Origin of the sequence: Pseudomonas sp. MF6747, assembly GCF_963890955.1 — a bacterium.
Taxonomy (GTDB): Bacteria; Pseudomonadota; Gammaproteobacteria; order Pseudomonadales; family Pseudomonadaceae; genus Aquipseudomonas.
This window is the reverse complement of the sequence record NZ_CAWPSZ010000002.1, coordinates 1-15,424: the sequence shown is the minus strand read 5'-3', so window position 1 is coordinate 15,424 and position 15,424 is coordinate 1. Positions and strand designations below refer to the sequence as shown.

12 protein-coding genes are annotated in these 15,424 nt (G+C 61.8%); 1 reads left to right on the top strand and 11 read right to left on the bottom strand.

The window, feature by feature from the left end; translation table 11 throughout:
* Nucleotides 1-30: 30 nt before the first annotated feature.
* From AACW30_RS02480 to AACW30_RS02430, 11 genes are all read right to left on the bottom strand, one after another.
* A complete protein-coding gene (locus AACW30_RS02480; RefSeq protein WP_124416123.1) occupies nt 31-1,476 on the bottom strand; it encodes an efflux transporter outer membrane subunit in 1,446 nt (481 codons plus the stop codon).
* Nucleotides 1,473-2,531, bottom strand: coding sequence for an HlyD family secretion protein (locus AACW30_RS02475; protein WP_169367936.1), 1,059 nt, complete (start codon nt 2,529-2,531; stop codon nt 1,473-1,475). Before AACW30_RS02475 ends, AACW30_RS02480 begins: the two co-directional genes overlap by 4 nt.
* 15 nt (nt 2,532-2,546) lie before the next feature.
* Nucleotides 2,547-4,082: an MFS transporter gene (locus AACW30_RS02470; protein ID WP_200624204.1), complete on the bottom strand. Its 1,536-nt coding sequence runs from the start codon at nt 4,080-4,082 to the stop codon at nt 2,547-2,549.
* Between the two features lie 227 nt (nt 4,083-4,309).
* A complete protein-coding gene (locus tag AACW30_RS02465; RefSeq protein WP_119738355.1) occupies nt 4,310-5,230 on the bottom strand; it encodes a LysR family transcriptional regulator in 921 nt (306 codons plus the stop codon).
* A 52-nt stretch (nt 5,231-5,282) separates the two neighbouring features.
* Nucleotides 5,283-5,909, bottom strand: coding sequence for a TonB family protein (locus AACW30_RS02460; protein WP_200624203.1), 627 nt, complete (start codon nt 5,907-5,909; stop codon nt 5,283-5,285).
* Between the two features lie 130 nt (nt 5,910-6,039).
* On the bottom strand, nt 6,040-6,888 hold the full coding sequence (locus AACW30_RS02455; RefSeq protein WP_200624202.1) for an ABC transporter permease: 849 nt from the start codon (nt 6,886-6,888) through the stop codon (nt 6,040-6,042).
* An 11-nt stretch (nt 6,889-6,899) separates the two neighbouring features.
* Nucleotides 6,900-7,751: an ABC transporter ATP-binding protein gene (locus AACW30_RS02450; protein WP_106577306.1), complete on the bottom strand. Its 852-nt coding sequence runs from the start codon at nt 7,749-7,751 to the stop codon at nt 6,900-6,902.
* A 26-nt stretch (nt 7,752-7,777) separates the two neighbouring features.
* Nucleotides 7,778-8,671 carry a TauD/TfdA dioxygenase family protein gene (locus AACW30_RS02445; RefSeq protein WP_200624201.1) on the bottom strand — a complete coding sequence of 298 codons (894 nt, stop codon included), beginning with the start codon at nt 8,669-8,671 and terminating at the stop codon, nt 7,778-7,780.
* A gap of 214 nt (nt 8,672-8,885) precedes the next feature.
* Nucleotides 8,886-10,250 carry an HlyD family type I secretion periplasmic adaptor subunit gene (locus AACW30_RS02440; RefSeq protein WP_200624200.1) on the bottom strand — a complete coding sequence of 455 codons (1,365 nt, stop codon included), beginning with the start codon at nt 10,248-10,250 and terminating at the stop codon, nt 8,886-8,888.
* On the bottom strand, nt 10,240-12,396 hold the full coding sequence (locus tag AACW30_RS02435; RefSeq protein WP_119738405.1) for a type I secretion system permease/ATPase: 2,157 nt from the start codon (nt 12,394-12,396) through the stop codon (nt 10,240-10,242). Before AACW30_RS02435 ends, AACW30_RS02440 begins: the two co-directional genes overlap by 11 nt.
* A gap of 41 nt (nt 12,397-12,437) precedes the next feature.
* Complete coding sequence (locus AACW30_RS02430) at nt 12,438-13,796, bottom strand: TolC family outer membrane protein (protein WP_200624199.1); 1,359 nt, start codon at nt 13,794-13,796, stop codon at nt 12,438-12,440.
* Between the two features lie 343 nt (nt 13,797-14,139).
* On the opposite strand from AACW30_RS02430, the gene AACW30_RS02425 reads away from it, so the two are divergent.
* The coding region (locus AACW30_RS02425; RefSeq protein ID WP_200624198.1) for a retention module-containing protein at nt 14,140-15,424 on the top strand (1,285 nt) is incomplete at its 3' end.

Below are 15,424 nucleotides of genomic sequence, written 5' to 3'. Positions count from 1 at the left end.
ACAATTTGACCGAGCTCGACTGTAGAACCGTTATCGCCCGGCGGTTTGCAATGGATACACCGACTCCCAACCGCCACCCAACGCCTTATACAACCCAACCATGGCCAGCGACACGCCGGTGGAGCTTTCAACCCATTGTTCCTGCGTGGCCAGCAGCGCGCTTTGCACCGTGAGCACATTGACGAAATCCACCACGCCTTCGACGTACTGCTGCTGCGCGGTGCTCAGCGCGATCTGGTTCTGGCGCACCGCTTCGGCGAGGCTGTCGCGGCGCAGTTGGCTGGCGTTGTAACGGGTCAGCTGGTCGTCAATTTCATGCCAGGCGCGCAGCACGGTTTGCTGGTAGGCCAGCGCAGCTTCCTGTTGCTGCGCTTCACGCAGGTTCAACATGCCTTGCAGACGCCCGCCGTTGAACAGCGGCAAGCTGAATTGCGGGCCGAAGGCGAACGCGCGCGAGCCCCATGAGCCGAAATCCGACAGTTGCAAGGCCTGGGAGCCAAGGCTGCCGGACAGGGTGATGCGCGGGTAGAAGTCACCCTTGGCCACGCCGATAGTGGCGGTGGCCGCGTGCAGGCGCGCTTCGGCCTGACGGATGTCGGGGCGACGCTCAGCCAACTCGGACGGCAAACCGATGGCGACCTGGCGTTGGGTTTGCGGCACGGCGGCGTCCTTGGACAATTGCGCATGCAGGGCTTGCGGCGGCTCGCCCATCAACAGGCTCAGGGCGTTGATCAATTGGTCTTGGCGCTGCTGCAAATCCGGCAGGCGCGCTTCGATGGCGGCCACTTGGGCAGCCGCCTCGGCCACGTCCAGGTCGGTCGCCACGCCGTCGGCCAGGCGCAGTTGCGAGAGTTTGAGGCTGTGGCGCGCCACGTCGAGGTTTTGCTCGGTGACGGCGCGGGTGTTCTGCACGCCGCGCAACTGGATGTAGTCCTGGGCGGTTTCGGCGAGCACCGACAACAGCACGGCGCGGCGGTCGTCTTCGGCAACTTGCAGGGTGGCGTCGGCGGCTTCGGTTTCGCGTTTTACACGGCCCCAGAAGTCCACTTCCCAAGCGGCAGAGAAGCCCATGTCCCATTGGTTGAACGCCGAACGGCCATTCTCGCCAGAGGGATCATTCAAGCCCTTAGCGCTGTTGCGCTCACGCTGATAACCACCGGTGGCGTTGACGTTGGGATAACGCTCGGCGGTGGTCACCTGGCGCACGGCGCGGCTTTGTTGCAGGCGGCTGCTGGCCAGTTTCAGGTCGAGGTTATCGGTGAGCGCACGGCGTGTGAGGGCCGAGAGTTGCGCGTCGTGGAACACGTCCCACCAACGCTCCTGCAAAGGCTCGGTGACGGCGCGGCTGGCGGCTTGGCGCCCTTGGGGCTCGCCCCATTGCGTGATGTGCGGGCCTTGCGGCCGCTGAAAATCCGGGCCGACGGTACAGGCACTGAGGCTGATGAGGCTCAAGGTGAGCCAGGCAAATTGCTTCATTGCTGGGCCACCTCACGTGGCTGCGCGACAGGCTGGGTGTCGACGCTGGCCTCCACCGACATGCCGACACGCAAGCGCTCGGTCAGTGGTTGATTGGGTTCGAGCACGATTTTCACCGGAATGCGTTGCACCACCTTGGTGAAATTGCCGGTGGCGTTGTCGGGCTTGACCGAGGCGAACGTCACGCCCGTGGCGGGTGCGAGGCTTTCCAGATGCCCCTTGAGCAGTTCGCCGTCGAGGCTGTCGACGCGCACCTGCACGGCTTGGCCGGCGTGCATATGCCACAACTGGGTTTCCTGGAAGTTGGCCACCACATAGGCCTCGGCCAAGGGCACCACGGCGAGGATCTTGCTGCCCGGCGTTACATAGGCGCCCACCCGTACCGCGCGCTCACCGACCATGCCATCCACCGGCGCGACGATGCGCGTGTAAGAGAGTTGATAGCTGGCCATTTCGAGCGCTGCCTGAGCACGCTTGAGTCCACCTTCGGCGGCATCGCGCTGGGCGGTGAGGATTTCCACCTGCTTGCGCTCTGCCGCCAGCACCGCCGTGGCATTGGCCAGGCGCGCGGTGGCCTGGTCGATGCGGGTCTTGGCTTGCTGGGCGTTCTGCACGGTGCCCGCGCCTACACCGGCGAGGTGGTTGTAGCGGTTCAGTTCGTGTTCGGCAAAAGCCATTTCGGCACGGTCCGCCGCTACGGTGGCCTGGGCCTGGGCGATCACCGAGCTTTGGCGTTCGAGGGTCGCGGTGGCGTTTTTCAGTTGGGCCTGGGCGACGAGCGTGTCGGCATCGGCCGCCTGGGCGGCGGCGCGAAAATCGCGGTCATCGATCAACGCCAACAGCTGGCCGGCCTTGACGCGCTGGTTGTCTTCCACCAGCACTTCCTTGATAAAACCGGCCACGCGCGGCGCCACCAAGGTGAAGTCGGCGGCAACGAAGGCGTCGTTGGTGGTCTGGCGCTTGCTGCCCAACAGGCCGGGCGCAACCAGATAAACCAGTACACCAACGGCAAATACGGCAATAACGGCGACGGCAATTTTGTCTTTGCGTTTCATGAGAAATCCTTTTGGCTAGGTCGGTGCGCGCGGTGGAAAAATCCGCGTCGGCATCCAGAAAATCAGCAGAATCAACGCCACCGCGACGGCGGCCATGACGTAATAAAGGTCCGAAGAAGTCAGCACCACGGCCTGCTCGTGCAGGCGGTGCGCCAGGCCCGGCGCGTCGCCGTCGGCCAGGGGCGAGTTGCCCAGGCGGTCTACCAACATGGTCGAGTGAAAGTGCAGACGCTGGGTGGTCAGCACATCCAGCACGGCGGTGGCGACCACGGCGGCCAGGCCTTTGACGGTGTTGAACCACGCCGAGGCGAATGGCCCGTCCATCGGTTGGATGCTGCCAGTGGAGAGCATCAGCAGCGGCAGCACGGCCATGGGCTGACCAAAGATTTGCAGCAGGTAGAGGCCGTAAAAATCATCCCGGATCCACTCCGACGTCAGGTGCGAGCTGCCCACACAGCACAGCACCAGCATGCTCAAGCCAGTCCCCAGGACCCAGCGGCAATCGACCCAGCGCAGGTTGCACAGCGCCGCCACCAACGGCAGCGCAATCAACTGCGGCAACGCCATCAGCAACATCACCGGCGCCGTTTGCAGCGGCCGGTAACCCTGAACCTGGGCGAGGAAACTCGACGGGATGATGATGACTGACGTCAGCACCATCAGCACGCCTGCCAGCACGATCAAGGCAAACGCCAGGTTGCGCAGGCCGAGCATCTGCAACTTGAAGAACGGAATCGGCTGCGACCATTCATTGATCAGAAACAGCACCAGCAACAGCGTGCCGCCGCTGAGCAGGAAGGTGATCAGGCCGGACTCGAACCAGTCCAGGCGATTGCCCTGCAACAAGCCGATCACCAGCATGCAGATCGCCGGGAAACCCAGCAGCAAGCCGCGCCAGTTGAACTGCTTGAAGCGCTCCAGGCGCACCGGGTCTTGTGGCAAGCCGTAGGCCACGGCGGCCATCGCCAGCAGGCACGGCGCGACGATCTGCCAGAACGCCCATTGCCAGCCGACGTACTCGGTCCACAGCGCCGCCAACGGCGTGCCCAGGCTTGGGCCGAACGTGGCGGTGAGTGCGTAACCCGCCAGGCCATACAGCTTGACGTTGGCCGGCAGGAAACGCAGCGCCACGGTCATCAGCATCGGCGGCAACGCGCCACCGGCCAGGCCTTGCACGGTGCGCAGCACCAGCAGGGTTTCGTAGTTCGGCGCAAACGGGCACAGGATGCCCAGCACGGTGAACAAAGCGATGGCACACAGCGTGAAGCGGCGCAGGGAAAACGTCACCGAACACCAGGGCGCGAAAGCCATGGCCGCCACGGAGGTCGCCGTGTAAGCCGCGACCAGCCAGGTGCCTTCGTCAAAACCGATGTACAGCGCACCACGGATATCGGCGAGGGCGACTTTGGTGACCATCTCGTTGAGACCGGACACCAGCACCGCCAGCAAGACGCCGACCAAGCCAATGATGATGCGCGGGCCGAACACGGGCGGGTTGAGCGCAGTGGGTTTGGCTGCAGCCTGGAGGGCGGGGGCAGCGAGGGAGGTCATGGACAGGTAACTCGGGATTAGAAATACCCGAGCAGTTTAATCAGGCACACCCATAACAAAAAGTTACTTGCCGGAAGCTTATAAGTGCGTCAGACGCAATCCTCAGGGGCACTGCTGATCTCTGTGGAAGCTGGCTTGCCTGCGATAGCGGTGGGTCAGGCAATGAATCCCTACACAGTCAGACCGCCATCGCAGGCAAGCCAGCGCCCACATTGATCGAGTGAATCTCAGCTGGGTTGCGCTTCCAGCCAGGTGGCATGGCAGCTTTCGCGCATGGTTTCGCGCAGCCACTTATGGGCAGGGTCTTTGTCGAAACGCGGGTGCCAGAATTGGGCCAGCATCAGGGTCGGCAGGGAGATCGGCAACTGGAATGCGCGCAGGGGCAGCTTCAGGCGGTTGGCACTCAGCAGGGCTTCCTTGGGCACCGGCAGCAGCAGGTCGGAATCGGGCAGCATGAACATCGCGCCATGAAAGCCTGGGGCGATCATGGCCACGCGGCGCTCCAGGCCCAGGGCATTGAGCGCGGTGTCGATTGGCCCGCGGGCGATGCCGCGTCGCGAAATGCTGATGTGGGAGTAGCTGGCAAACCGCGCGGCGGTGATTTCTTCGTCGAACAGCGGGTGGTCCTCGCGCGCAAGGCCCACAAAGGTGGTGGAAAACAGGTTCTGCACCTTCACTTCGGGGCTGGATGGCATGGAATTACTCACCCGCAGGTCCAGCCGACCTTCGCGCAATGCCTCGTCGTCGGTGTCGCCTTCAGGCACGAAACACAGCTCGCACTGCGGTGCCATGCGCTCCATGGTGTCGAACAGCCGACCGCCATACACGCCGACAAAGAAGTCATTGGCCCGCACGCTGAATCGCCGGCGCAAGGTGCTGAGGTCAACCTGGTCTGCCGAGCGGAACAACAACGCCGCCTGCTCCACCACGTTGCGCACCTGACCTTGCAACTGCAGCGCTTTAGGGGTCGGCACCAGGCCACGCCCGGCGCGCACCAGGATCGGATCGCCCACCGCTTCGCGAATACGCGTGAGGGTGCGGCTCATGGCCGCCGGGCTGAGGTTCATGCGCCGCGCGGCGCCGACCACGCTGCCTTCATCAAGTAAGGCGTCGAGGGCGACCAACAGGTTCATATCCGGTAATTGCATGCCAAGCACTCGTGATCGTTGGGGAGTGAACTGCACGCAATCCTAGCAGGCTTTACAGGTAACGCTTGAAGGTGCGCGGCAAGTAGTCCGCGTAGACAGCCTTGGGGTGAGCCTGGCACTGGCGCACGATGTCTGGCAGGGCTTTTTCCAGTTCGTCGGCCTTGGCCAGGCCTTGTTTGTAGTCACTTTTACCGCTGAGCGCGGGGAACATCACCGCAACGCGGGTGATGGCAAAGCTCTTGATATCGATCAGCGGGCGCGCGGGGTAATCGCGACGGAACTGGCTGACTTCTGCGGTCAGCGCGCTGCAGGGTTGAAACAGAGTTTGCGTAAACGTCAGTTGAACCGTTTTGGGGCTGGGCGGTTCAGGCGTGAAGATCATGTCGTTATGCGCCTCAAGCACCGCTGGGCGGTCGGCACTGACCGTCCAAGGCTTGAAACGCCACAGCGTCGCCGCGGCCACGGCAGCTTCGCCAAAGGCCGGCTGGGTGGCGGAGAGCGCCTTTACATCACTGACCGTGCCGTCGCTGTGAATCTTCAAGCTGATGCGCGCATGCCCCTGGGTGCTGATCAGGCCAGAGGGGTAAAGCGGCTTGGGCATGGCCACCGCGTCGGGCGTAAATTCGGCAAACACCGAGGTCGAGAACAACAAGGCCGCCGCCAGTACAAAACACCGCATCGTCGTAAATCCTTTTACCGCGCATGCCTGACGCCAGGGCGACGTCAGGTTCGGACGGCATTATCAGAGCTCGCGCCGATAAAGAACAATGACTCCTGTTTGAACCGGGGGGTCTGCCACCCTATAAGTATCAACGCTGCATGCCCCAGCGCTTCACCGTCAGCCGCTCAAAGGTGTTGAACACCAGATTTTCGACCAGCAACCCGATGAGGATAACCACGGCCAAGCCGGCAAACACCCTGTCGGTGTACAGCTCATTGCGGTTCTGGAAGATGTACCAACCCAAACCGCCCTTGCCGCTGGTGGCGCCGAACACCAGCTCGGCGGCGATCAATGTGCGCCAGGCAAATGCCCAACCGATTTTCAGGCCGGCAAGGATCGACGGCAGCGCCGCCGGGATCAGGATGAACAGCACAAAACGCATGCCCTTGAGGCCGTAGTTGCGGCCGGCCATGCGCAGGGTTTCAGACACGCCAAGAAACCCCGAATACGTGTTCAGCGCCAAGGCCCACAGCACCGAATGCACCAGCACGAAAATCAGGCTGTTCTGCCCCAGGCCGAACCACAGCAGGGCCAACGGCAGCAATGCAATGGCCGGCAGCGGGTTGAACATCGAGGTCAGTGTGCTCAGCAGGTCGCGGCCAAGCTGGGTCGAGACAGCCAGCGTAGTCAGTGCAAACGCCAGCACGATGCCGATCACATAGCCCTTGATCAGCACCGCCAGCGAGATGCTCACTTTGCTCAACAACTCACCGCTGAGCAGGCCGTCGAATAACGCTTGAGCGGTCTGCAAAAAGCTCGGCAGCAGCAGGTCATTGTTCTGGTAACGCGCGACTGCCTCCCAGAGGATCGCCAACACGATCAGGATCAGGCCCTTGCGCAGCCAGCCTTGCTGCCACAAGCGTTGGCGCAGCGGCAGCTCGCGTTCAACGGGGACGCTGAGCAGCGGTTCGAGGCGTACTTCAAATTCCTGGCGCATAGGTCGGCCCCTTAGTAAGCGATGCGGATATCGGCGAAACCCAACTCACGTTCGGCCTCGGGCGCTTCATCGAACAGCAGGCGATGAATGCGCCGCGCCGACGCCTGGAATTCCACACCGCCAAGGCTGTGCAGGTCGTATTGATGGCTATGGATTTCCGCCCGCACGCGCCCCGGATGCGGCGACAGCAACAGGATGCGATTTCCCACCACCAAGGCTTCTTCGATGGAATGGGTGACGAACAACAGCGTGAAGCGCACCTCTTCCCAGAGCAGCAGCAGTTCTTCCTGCATCTTGCGTCGGGTCAAGGCGTCGAGGGCGGCGAAGGGTTCATCCATCAGCAGGATTTTTGGCTGCATGGCCAGGGCGCGAGCGATCGCCACACGCGCTTTCATACCGCCGGACAAGGTGTGCGGGTAAGCATCGGCAAAAGCGCTGAGGCCGACTTTTTCGAGGTAGTACAGCGCTCGCTCTTGGGCTTCGCGACGCTTTAAGGTTTTGGACGCCAGCAGCGGGAACATCACGTTCTGAATGACGGTTTTCCACGGCGGCAACTGGTCGAATTCCTGGAACACCACGATGCGGTCCGGGCCGGGTTGTTCGACCTTTTGCCCGAGCAGGCGAATCTCGCCTTCGCAGGGTTTGATAAACCCGGCGATGGACTTGAGCAAGGTGGATTTGCCACAGCCCGAAGGGCCGAGCAGCACGTAGCGATCAGCCGGGTCGATCTCGAAACTGACCTGATGGGTGGCCCGCACCACGCGCTCGGGGGTGCGGTATTCGAGGCTGACGTGGTCCACCGCCAACAGCGGCTGGGCGGTGTTCAGGTTGCTGGCCGCGTGGCCTTGCAGGGGCGCGTTCATTTCAACTCTCTTGCCGAGGACCAGGATTAGAAAGGCGCATCGCCCTGAATGGTGGTGCGAAACAGCTTGCGGCGCAGGTGGCTCGGGCAACCGGCGGCCAGGTGGATCAGCGAGCGGTTGTCCCAGAACACTAGGTCGTGGGGCTGCCACTGGTGGCGGTAGATGTTGTGCGGCAGCACGCTGTGGGCGTAGAGCTGGGCCAGCAGGTCGCGGCTTTCGTCTTCGGGCAGGCCGACGATGCGGGTGGTGAAACCTTCGCTGACAAACAGCGCCTTGCGGCCGTTTTCCGGATGAGTACGCACGATCGGGTGCACCACTTCGGCCACTTGGGCCAGTTGCTCAGGCGTCAGGGTTGGCCGCCAGTTGCCTTCGAATTTGGTTTCGCTGTAGCGCGCGGTGTAGGAATGCGCGGCGCGGCGGCCCTCCACCGCTTTGCGCAGGGGCTCGGGCAATTGGTCCCAGGCTTTGTGCATGTCGGCAAACAGCGTGTCGCCGCCTTCGGAGGGCAGCTCCTGGGCGTGCAGCATTGAGCCCAGGCTTGGCAGCTCTTTATAAGACAGGTCCGAGTGCCAGAACTTGCCCGCGTCACCCAGGCCGATGGATTGGCCGTTTTCAATGATGTTGGAGACGATCAGGATTTCCGGGTGGTTGGCCAGCAGGAACTGTTTGAGCACGTGGATCTGCAGCACACCGAAGCGGCGGCTGAAGGCGATCTGTTGTTCGGGGGTAATGCGCTGGTCACGGAACACCACGACGTGGTGATCCAGATGCGCGCGGTGGATGCGCGCGAAATCCTGATCGTTAACCGGGCGAGACACATCCAGGCCGACGATCTCGGCGCCAACGCTGCCGGGGAATGGGCGGATCTCGAAGGTTTGGGCGGTTGCGGTCGCTGTTAGAACAGTAGAGGTGGCAGACATGAGGGCACTCCCGGTCGGACAGGGGAGTGACTTTATAGATATAAGAACGGGCGATTAAATACCGTTAGTGAATATCGATATGCATTAGGGTGGGGGTCTGTGATGAAGCTGGGGGCGCCATCGCAGGCAAGCCAGCTCCCACATTTGATGGGTGTACACATTCAAATGTGGGAGCCGGGCTTGCCCGCGATGAGGCCCGTGCCGGCGCTGAAGATCAGCGCTCGTGCAACGCCTCGGCCCGCGCCTTGATGATCGGCTTGAGCAGGTAGCTCAGGATGCTTTTCTTGCCTGTGATGATGTCCACCGAGGCCACCATGCCGGGGATGATCAGCAGCGGCTTCTCATCGGTGCCCAAATGGCTACGGTCGGTGCGCAAGGTGATCATGTAGTAGGTGGTTTTCTTGTCTTCGTCGGTGATGGTGTCAGCACCGATGCGTTCGAGCTTGGCCTTCAGCCCGCCATAGATGGTGTAGTCATAGGCGGTGAATTTGACGATCGCTTCTTGCCCAGGGTGTAGGAACGCGATGTCTTGCGGGCGGATCTTGGCTTCCACCAGCAAGGTGTCGTTAAGCGGCACGATTTCAACCATGTCGCTGCCCGGCTGGATCACGCCACCGACGGTGTTGACCAGCAGCTGTTTGACGATACCGCGCACCGGCGAAGTGACCAGCGTGCGGCTGACGCGGTCTTCGAGGGCGCGGCCAGTGGACTCAGCCTTGTTCAGTTCGGTGCGCGCTTCGTTGAGTTGGGTCAGCGCTTCACTGCGGAATTTGCCCCGGGTTTCGTCGATCTTGCGCTGCACTTCCTTGATAGCTGATTCGGCACGGGGAATTGCCAGGGTGGTAGCGTCCAGCTGCCCGCGGGTTTCCATTTCGGCGCGCTTGAGGCGCAGCACTTCCACCGGCGACACCGCACCCTGGGCCACCAACGGCTCGGACATGTTGATTTCCTGACGCTGCAGGGACAACTGGCTGCGGTACTGGCCTTGTTTGGAGGTGAACTCGCGCAGTTCCTGTTGACGCTGCACCAGTTGCTCCTGCAAACCGCCGACTTCGTCTTTCAACTGCTGACGACGGCTTTCATACAGCGAACGCTCGTTGGCCGCCTGGCTTGGCGCGGCCTTGAGCACGTCGTCGGGAATGTTCAGCGGGCGGTCATCCACCTGCGCGCTCAGGCGCTCGACGCGCAGTTGCATGGCCAGGCGCAAGGCTTCGGTTTCGCCGGCGTTGGAGACAAACCGCGTGTCGTCGAGGCGAATCAGCGGCGCGCCGGCTTCGACGATCTGGCCTTCCTTGACGAACAGCTCGGAGACGATGCCGCCTTCCAGGTTCTGGATTTTTTGCAGCTTGGACGACGGAATCGCCTTGCCGTCGCCGCGGGTGACTTCGTCGATGCTGGAGAAGCCCGCCCACACGACCAAAAATACGAAGAACGCAATGATCGCCCAAATGGTCAGGCGGATGACCCGCGGCGCATCTTCGATCAGCGCCTTGTTGACCTCAGGCAGCGGCTGGCCCTTCAACGAATCGGAGCCTTTGAAGTAGCGGCCGACCGCGCTTTTGATGGAGTTAAGCAACACTGATCTGCCCCTTTTTCAACGCTTCCATAACCACGGCTTTCGGGCCGTCCGCGAGGATCTGCCCACGGTCGACCACCAGCAGGCGGTCCACCAGCGAGAGCAGTGAGGCACGGTGCGTGACCAGCACCACGGTCTTGTTTTGCACCACGGCTTGCAGGCGTTGTTTCAAGCGTTCTTCACCGGTGTTGTCCATGGCGCTGGTGGGTTCGTCCAACAGCAGGATGGGCGGGTTGAGCAACAGCGCGCGGGCCAGGGCGACGTTCTGGCGCTGGCCGCCGGACAGGTTCTGCCCACGCTCGCCAACTTGCAGTTCATAGCCTTGCGGGTGCAGGCGCGCGAATTCGTGCACGCCGGCCAGTTCGGCGGCTTGCAGGACCATTTCGTCTTCGACATAACGCGCACCCGAGACCAGGTTGTCGCGCAGGGTGCCGGCCAGCAGCTGGATGTCTTGGGCGACGTAGCCGATGTTGTGGCGCAACTCGCTCACGTCGATCTGGCGTACGTCCACGCCGTCCACCAGCAAGGCGCCGGAGTCGGGCTGGTAGAGGCCGACGATCAGTTTGGCCAGGGAGCTTTTGCCCGAGCCGCTGCGGCCGATGATGCCGATTTTTTCGCCCGGCTTGATCACCAGGTTGATGTTTTTCAGCGCGGCGTTCTGTTGGTTCGGGTAGGTGAAGTTCAGGCCACGGCACTCGATGGCACCTTGCAGGGTGCGACGGCTCATCGGGCGTTCTTCGAAATTGCGCTCCTGGGGCAGCTCCATCATCTGGTCCACCGAGGTCATGGTGACCTTGGCTTGCTGGTAGCGGGTCAGCAGGCCCGACAGCGAGGCCAGCGGGCTCAGCGCACGGCCACTGAGCATGTAGCAGGCAATCAGGCCGCCCATGCTGAGGTTGCCGTCGATGATCTGGTACACACCGAACACGATCATGATCACGCCGGCCAGTTGCTGGATCAGCAGGGTCATGTTCATCGACAGGCCCGACAGCAACTTCACGCGCAACTCAAGCCGGCTGAGGGTGCCGATGGTTTGTTCCCAGCCGTACTGACGCTCGCTCTCGGCGTTGTTGACCTTGACCGCGTCCAGACCTGCGAGGGTTTCGATCAGGCTCGACTGGCGCTCGGCAGCCAGGGCCATGGTCCGCTCCATGGTCGCTACCAACGGTTTTTGCAGGGCGTAGCCGATGCCCAGGGCAATCGGGAAAGCCAGCACCGGAATCCACACTAGGTGGCCGCCGAGGATGGCGATCACCAGGAAAATCAGCAGGGTGAACGGCAGGTCGATCAGGCTGGTGAGGGTCAGCGACGCGAGGAAATCGCGCAGGCTTTGAAACTCATGGATGTTCTGCGCAAAGCTGCCGACCCGTGCAGGGCGGTACTTCATGGACATGCCGACAATGCGCTCGAACAGCGTGGCCGAAATGATCAGGTCAGTCTTTTTGCCGGCCAGGTCCAGGCACAGGCTGCGCAGGCTCTTGAGCACCAGGTCGAACAGGTACGCGCCGCCGATGCCCACGGCCAGCACCCACAAGGTAGATGTGGCCTGGTTGGGCACTACTCGATCGTAGACGTTCATCACAAACAGCGGCGCCGCCATGGCGATGATGTTGATCAGGAAGCTGGCGGCGATGGCGTCGGTGTAGAGCCAGCGCGAACGCTTGAGGGTGTCGCGAAACCACGAACGCGCTCGCGGGATCAGCGTGCCGTGGTTGACGTCGAATTTGTGCTGCGGCTGGGCGAAGAAGACTTTGCCGATGTAATCGTCGACCAACAGCTCGCGCTTGATCAGCACCTCACCGCCGTCGCTTTCGCTGAGCAGAATGCGGGCTTCGTCTTCGCCTTGCCAACCTACCAGCACGGTACTGCGACCGTCCTTGAGCAACAGGAGCGCTGGCAGTGCGATGGTCGGAATCTGTTCCAGCTTGCGTTGCAGCACCCGCCCTTGCAGGCCGGCACGCGCGGCTGCACGCGGCAGCAGCTCGGCACTCAGGCGCTGCGAGGGCAGCGGCAGGCCGGTGGTGAGCATGGCCGCGCTGGCCGGTTTTTGATGCAAGGCACAAAGCGCCAACAACCCGTCCAATAACGGGTCGTCGTGCAGCGTGCGTGGATCATGACTGAGATGAACTCGACTGACTTCGGATTCCACGCGCTGCACTCTCGACTAACAGATGGGGCTATAGGGGTGACTCAATTCATCCCAGGCAGTTGGACTTTTGGCTTCACGTCGTTCTGTACGACGGAGGCCATCGGTGCGACCACGCCCTGGCTTTTGAGCAATTCGCCCATGGTCGCCTTGATTCGATATTGAGTAAATAACTGAATGTTCTTGATCTCTTCCAAACGACGCGAAGCGGTGAACAATTCGTTCTCACTGTCGAGCAAGTCGAGCAGGGTACGTTGGCCCAGGCTGAACTGCTGCTGGTAAGAGGTGCGCACGCGGGTGCTGTGATCCACGTACTGCTGGGCTACCGGCAATTGCGCGTTGGCGTTGTTCAGGGCGTTCCAGGCCAGGCCCAGTTCTTCGTTGAGTTGGCGCAGGGCGTTGTTGCGGATATCCAGTGCCTGGTTGGCCTGGTAGGACTTCGATTGCAGGTCGGCCTTGTTGCTGCCACCGGCGAACAGGTTGAAGCGCATGCGCACCATGGCTTCCCAACCGTTGCTGTGGCCGGCATCGCCGCCGACGTTGTTGTCGGCATTCGTGCCCAGCTCTGCATCAAAGCGCGGGTAGAAGGTGGACTTGGCAGCTTCATACTGACTTTCGGCGGCGGAGATATCCGATTCGGCCGAACGCAGGACCGGGCTGTTGTCGAGCATCTGGCGGCGTGCTTCGTTGAAGTCAGCCGGCAGCATGGCTACAAACGGCGCCGGGCGCTCGAGCTGGTCGGGCATCTGGCCGACGGCGCTGAGGTAATTGACCTGGGAGTCGGCCAGGTTGGTTTGCTCGGTGATCAGGTTGTTGCGGGCCTGGGCCAGACGCGCTTCGGCTTGATCCTGGTCGGCACCGTTACCGACGCCGCGCTGGGTGCGCAGTTTGATCTGGTCGTAAATGCGTTCGTGGTTGCGCAGGTTTTCTTCAGCCAGGCGCACAAACTCACGGCGTGTCAGCACATCCAGGTACACCTGGGCGACAGTCAACGCGGTGCGCTCGGAAGTACCCAGCAAGGAGTACGCGCGGGAATTGACGTTGGCTTGTTGGCGCCCGACTTCGCTGGAGGTGGCGAAACCGTCAAAAATCATCTGTTGCAGACGCAGGCTCGATTCGCCGCGGTTGTGGGTGTCCCACTGGTTGCCGTTCGGGCCGCTGGCCGCGCGCGTGTTGGAATCGTCGGTGCCTTCACGACCATAACCGGCGTTCAGGTCTACACGAGGCAAGTAACCACCTTGTGCAGCGCGCAGTTGGTAATCGGCGGCGATACGGCTGTTCACGCCGGCTTGAATTTCCGGGTGCACGTCTAAGGCCTGTTGCATGGCCTGGGGCAATGTTTGGGCTTGTACAAAACTGGCGGCGAGTACGAACGGTATTGCCTTGAACAGGTGCAAACGCATTTAAAAATTCCCCAGGACTTCTTGTCTCAAATCACAGCGATTCGGCCTCGCTGAGTCGGATAATGGCTACCGTAATGACCGTACGTCGGAAAGTTCAAAAAGCGGAACTGCTTCACACATGTAGGACGGTTCGCCGCATAAATATCAATGTGACATTACGGGGCCAATTGTTTAGGATGGCGACCAGAAGGTCAATAGTTTGGCATAAACTAGATAGCGAATAAATCTAGCCAATTATTTGACGCCAGTAAGTAATTAGACTACGCCCCCCTCCTGTTTGGCCCTCGCACCTGCGAGCGGCCGCCTGGAAATCATCAGAAACGGATCGCCGGAGAAATCTTTAATGAGCAGTGTTGTTGCCATCGTCAAAAGCATTGTTGGTCAAGTTTTCGTTATTTCTCCGGAAGGGACACGCCGCGTCCTCGTTGAAGGTGATCGCCTGTTCGCGGGCGACCAGGTCGACACCGGCATGTCCGGCGCGGTTAGCCTGGAATTGGCCGACGGCCGCACGCTGGACCTCGGTCGGGATACCCAATGGAGCGCCGACATGCCGGACGCCAGCCTCGACCTGGCCGCAGCCACCGAGCAGGCCGCACCGTCGGTTGCCGAACTGCAACAAGCCATCGCCGCCGGCGCCGACCCGACCACCGACCTGGAAGCCACTGCCGCAGGCGCAACCGCTGCCGGTAACGGCGCCGCGGGCGGCGGCCACAGCTTCGTCGTGCTGGACGCGACCGCAGGCCGCGTGGACCCGACCATCGGCTTCCCGACCGGCCCTCTGGGCCAGACCACGGCGACCCAAACCCAGCTCGCGGGCGCCCAAGGCTCGACCGACAACAGCGGCAACCTGGTGTTGCAGGCGTCCACCCTGTCGCTGAGCGCAACCCCGAGCATCACCGAAGCCGGCGGCGTGCTGACCTACACCGCCACGGTGACCCAGGCACCGTCCAGCAACCTGAACATCACGCTGTCCAACGGCGCAGTGATCACCATCATTGCCGGCCAGACCACCGGCACCGTCAACGTACCGCTGGCGCCGAATGACAGCCCTTACATCGATCCAAGCCAGATCAGCGTCAACGTCACCGGCACCACTGGCGGCAACAACCTGGTACTGACCCTCGACCCTAATCCGGCCGTGACTCAGATTACCGATACCATCGACACCACTACCGTGACGCTGACGGCGGGTGGAACGGTGACCGAAGGCGGTCAGATCACTTACACCGCGACACTGACCAACCCTGCACAGACGCCGGTGACGGTCACTTTGAGCAATGGCTCGGTGATCACCATCAAGGCGGGTGAGTCGGTTGGCACTGTTGTGGTGGATACGCCGGCTAACGACGTTTACAACAATGGTTCGACTGTCAGCACCACTATCACCGGGGCTACGGGCGGCAACTTTGAAAATCTGGTGCCGAGCACTACGCCTGCGGTCACTACGATTACTGATTCGGTTGATACCACCACCGTCACGTTGACGGCGGGCGAGACTGTCACCGAAGGCGGTCAGATCACTTACACCGCGACACTGACCAACCCTGCACAGACGCCGGTGACGGTCACTTTGAGCAATGGCTCGGTGATCACCATCAAGGCGGGTGAGTCGGTTGGCACTGTTGTGG